This is a genomic window from Dysgonomonas hofstadii, from assembly GCF_014196915.1.
Lineage (GTDB): Bacteria > Bacteroidota > Bacteroidia > Bacteroidales > Dysgonomonadaceae > Dysgonomonas > Dysgonomonas hofstadii.
Genome location: NZ_JACIEP010000010.1, coordinates 89,827 through 92,647 on the forward strand (window position 1 = coordinate 89,827; position 2,821 = coordinate 92,647).

A 2,821-nucleotide genomic window follows, 5' to 3' on the forward strand; every position below is an offset into this window, starting at 1 on the left:
GAAGAATAAGAATTGTATACTTCAAAATTATCCTTATAAGGTCTTATAGTATACACTAGTTGTGATATATCCGAAGAATAAGAATTGTATACTTCAAAATTATCCTTATAAGGTCTTATAGTATACACTAGTTGTGATATATCCGAAGAATAAGAATTGTATACTTCATAACTAAAATCAGCAGAATTTCCATTTCCACCTCCACTCATAATTTCCTCTTCATCTCCGCACCCGGCAAAACAAAAAGATAAAAGAAATAATATATATAAATATTTTTTCATAGTCCTGATAAATAAATGTCCTACAAATATAAGACTAATAAAGCAATATATAGTTTAATGATATTTCCGGTTATTTATCTATACCATAAAAACATTATGAAAGAGCAAGTACTTAAACTAACCATTGACAACAAAGACGCGGTTGCGTTGAAAGAAGAGTATGAAAATATACATCAGGTATCGTTAAAAGTAATCTCGGCACAGGAAGTACTGCAAAGCATACTCACCTCGCCCGCGCCACTTAAAAATATAGGAAAGATCATTCCCGAATATCAGCGGCTTGGCTCTATTGTGGGAGGAATGACCAAGCTGATGCCCCGCACGGTAAAACAAATACAGGAAACGCAGGTTTTGGTTCAAAAAGGCATCGAAAAAGAACTGGAAGGCGCAAAGAAACTGAGCGATGAGCATAAGAAAAAGCTGGACGAGATAAAGAAAGAGGAGCAGGCGTTCATTAAATCGGCAAAGGAAAAGGAGAAAGCAGATTTATCGGTATTATACAACAGGCTTCAAAATGCAAAAAAAGCAGGAGAAGATACTACTGGAATAGAAGAAGAGAGAAGAAAAAGGTATGAACAATCAGAAGCCGAAATAACAAAGCATGTGCTGGACAACAACCAAAAGCGCGCCCTGATAATACAGGAGTCGATGCAGGGCATGACTACCGGCATAGACAGCAACTACGAGCAGCAGAAAGCGTCACTACTGGCAAAATACGAACTGGAAGCGCAAACGATAAAGAATGCGACCGACCTCACCATTGCTTCGGAAGACGAAAAAACAGGCTATGTACAATACTCGGCAGCTGACAGGCAGGCTATGGAAGTGGCGCAGTTCCATAAACTGAAAGACCTCGAAGAAAAGAAAAACGCCGAACTGAAAAAGCTGGATCAGCAACACGAGAAAGACAAAGCTGCCACTTTCGAAAACTTTATAAAGCAGCGTGGCGAAAAAATGGAGGTGGAAGTAGATAATACTTCGAAGAAATTAAAGAAAAGCACACAGAAAACAGCTAAGGAACTGGATGATTTTTTCTGGGATCTGATGGTAAAGGAAAAAGACTTTTCGGGCAATCTCGTAAACCAGATCGTAGATCATTCGGCCAAGTCGCAAAAAGCCAGCCTCGACGCTGCCGAAGCCGCAAAAAAAGCGACCGATGCCAACAACCAGCAAGCTGATGCCACCAAGAAAACAACCGATGCCACAAAAGAGGCCGCCGAGGTGGCAAAGAAATACATCGATATAGAAAAAACTCGCGTCAATTATAAAACACAGGTAGAAGAATATAAATCCCTGCAACTGGTTATTCAGCAGAAGATGCTGACACAGGTAGACGCATACAATACTGAAATAGAAGCAGCAGGGGATAACGCCGAAAAGCGCAAGGAGATAGAAGCCCAAAAGCTTGAATTTATTAAGCAGACCGGAGCCGAACTGATAACCGTGCAGCAAGCCATCACCGCCGCCGAAAAGAAGGAGCAAGACCTTTCGCTCACCCAATGGAAACAATATGCGCAGAAAGGCGAAGAGGTAGCAAATGATATAAAAGGATTTACGGGCAAGGTGGGTGATTATTTCAGTACGGCTTTTTCTTCTATCAGTAGTGTGTATAAGGCGGAGATAGCGGGTATTGATGAGGAGTTAGCACAGAATAAAGTTAAAATAGATGCTATTAAATATGATGCTGAAGTAAGTACTGCAAAATTAAAAGAACTCACAACTGAACAACAAAAAGCGACAGAACAAGGGCAAACAGAAAAAGCACAACTACTTCAAAATGAAATAGATTATCATAATGGAATCTTAGCTACAAAAAAAGAATATGACGAAAAGAATAGTAAATTAGAAGACAAGAAAGCGAAGAAAAAAGCTGAGCAAGAAAAAATTGAAAAACTTAACCGCAAAGCTACCCTATTAAAAAATATAGGAGAAGCCACAGCCAGTGTAGCACAAGGTGTTACCAAGGCATTGTCTTACGGGCCTTTTCTAGGTCCTGTGCTTGCTGCCGTTGTAGCCGCTGCCGGAGCAGTGCAAATCGGTATTATGACCAAACAGCTTGCCAAATTCGCTGACGGCGGTCTCCTTAATGGCAAGCGCCATTCACAAGGCGGTATGCGCATAGAAGGAACAAACATAGAGGTAGAGGGCGGCGAGTATGTAGTGAACCGAGAATCAACAAGTAAAAATCTTGGGTTGGTACGCTATATCAATTCCCAACGAAAGGAACTAACTCCTACCGATATTAGTGGTTTCTTTGCCAAAACATCGCAAGGCTATGAACCTCCATTCCGCCGACAGTTTGAAGCGGGCGGACAAGTACCCGCAATAGAAAGCCCAAATTCAATAAATAATGATGCTTTAGTGGATGCGATAAAATCTATAAAGTTTGCACCGAAAGTTGCCGTAACCGATATATTACGTGTACAGGATGAAATGACACAAGTAGATGGATGGTCTGGGATATAGTTCAATTTAGCTTACTGGGGATCACAAATCCCCAGTGACGAAGAAATTGTCAAATTATCGTGTTATTGCGCTGA

General features: G+C 40.7%; 2 protein-coding genes. One reads left to right on the forward strand and one right to left on the reverse strand.

Annotated elements, in window-relative coordinates; genetic code table 11:
- Nucleotides 1–281, reverse strand: a 281-nt coding sequence (locus GGR21_RS20800) for a hypothetical protein (protein WP_221233008.1), incomplete at its 3' end; no start/stop codon positions are given.
- A 96-nt stretch (nt 282–377) separates the two neighbouring features.
- Between GGR21_RS20800 and GGR21_RS13950 the strand changes: the two genes are divergently transcribed.
- Complete coding sequence (locus GGR21_RS13950) at nt 378–2,747, forward strand: hypothetical protein (RefSeq protein WP_183307850.1); 2,370 nt, start codon at nt 378–380, stop codon at nt 2,745–2,747.
- Nucleotides 2,748–2,821 lie beyond the last annotated feature (74 nt).

Excerpts from the sequence above, each read along its gene's own strand:
- GGR21_RS13950 (WP_183307850.1), top strand. The coding sequence starts at position 378 with ATGAAAGAGCAAGTACTTAAACTAACCATTGACAACAAAGACGCGGTT.